General features: G+C 49.3%; 1 protein-coding gene. It reads left to right on the top strand.

The window, feature by feature from the left end; translation table 11 throughout:
- The coding region (locus tag R7R24_RS24785) for a molybdopterin-dependent oxidoreductase (protein ID WP_318119744.1) at positions 1-1,097 on the top strand (1,097 nt) is incomplete at both ends.

Raw genomic sequence — 1,097 nt, 5'->3', positions numbered from 1 at the left:
ATCATCAAGTTCGTGCTTGTTTGCGTGGTCGCTCTATGCGTCGCCGTGTTTACTCGCCAGACCGTTTGAAATACCCACTTCTTCGCGTTGGTAAACGTGGTGAAGGTAAGTTCAAACGCATTACTTGGGACGAAGCCTTTGACCTCATCGGTGACAATCTAAAACGCATCATTAAAGACTACGGTAATGACGCGGTTTACTTAAACTACGGTACGGGTACCTTGGGTGGTACGGTAACTAAGAGCTGGGATCCGAGCGCGACATTGGTTGCACGTATGATGAACCTGTGTGGTGGTTACCTGAATCACTACGGCGACTACTCAGCAGCGAACATCGAATGTATGTCTGAGTACTTCTACGGCACTTGGGTAGACAACAACTCGATTGACGACGTACAAAACGCAGATCTTTGTCTGATGTTTGGTAACAACCCAGCCGAGACGCGTATGTCGGGCGGTGGTCAAATCCACAACTACGTGGACGCAAAAAATATTAGCCACACACGTACGATTTGTATCGACCCTCGTTACACCGATACTGCTGCTGGCCGTGAAGACCAATGGATTCCTATCAAACACGGTACCGATGCGGCTCTTGTCGCTGCTATCGCCCATGTATTGATCAGCGAAGATAAAGTCGACCAAGACTTCCTTGACCGCTACTGTGTGGGTTACGACCGTAAAACTCTGCCAGCATCAGCGCCAGAAAATGGCAGCTACAAAGATTACATCATGGGCACAGGTCCAGATGGTATCGAGAAAACGCCAGAGTGGGCACAACCAATCACAGGTATTCCTGCTGATGTGATCTTGAAACTTGCGCGTGAAATCGGCGATGCAAAACGTATTTACATCACGCAAGGTTGGGGTCTACAACGCTCAGCAAACGGTGAGCAAGCGTGTAAAGCGATCATGATGCTGTCTCTGCTTCGTGGTCAGGTTGGTCTACAAGGTGGTGGTACTGGTGCTCGTGAGGGTAACCACTCTTACCCATTCCAACGCTTCCCGAAAGTGCCAAACCCAATCAGCGCTTCTATCCCAATGTTCCTTTGGACAGATGCGATTTTCCGTGGCACTGAGATGACCGATCTTACTGAT

The sequence above is a fragment of the Vibrio sp. 704 genome (genome assembly GCF_033339295.1).
This window is presented reverse-complemented; position numbering and strand designations above follow the sequence as displayed.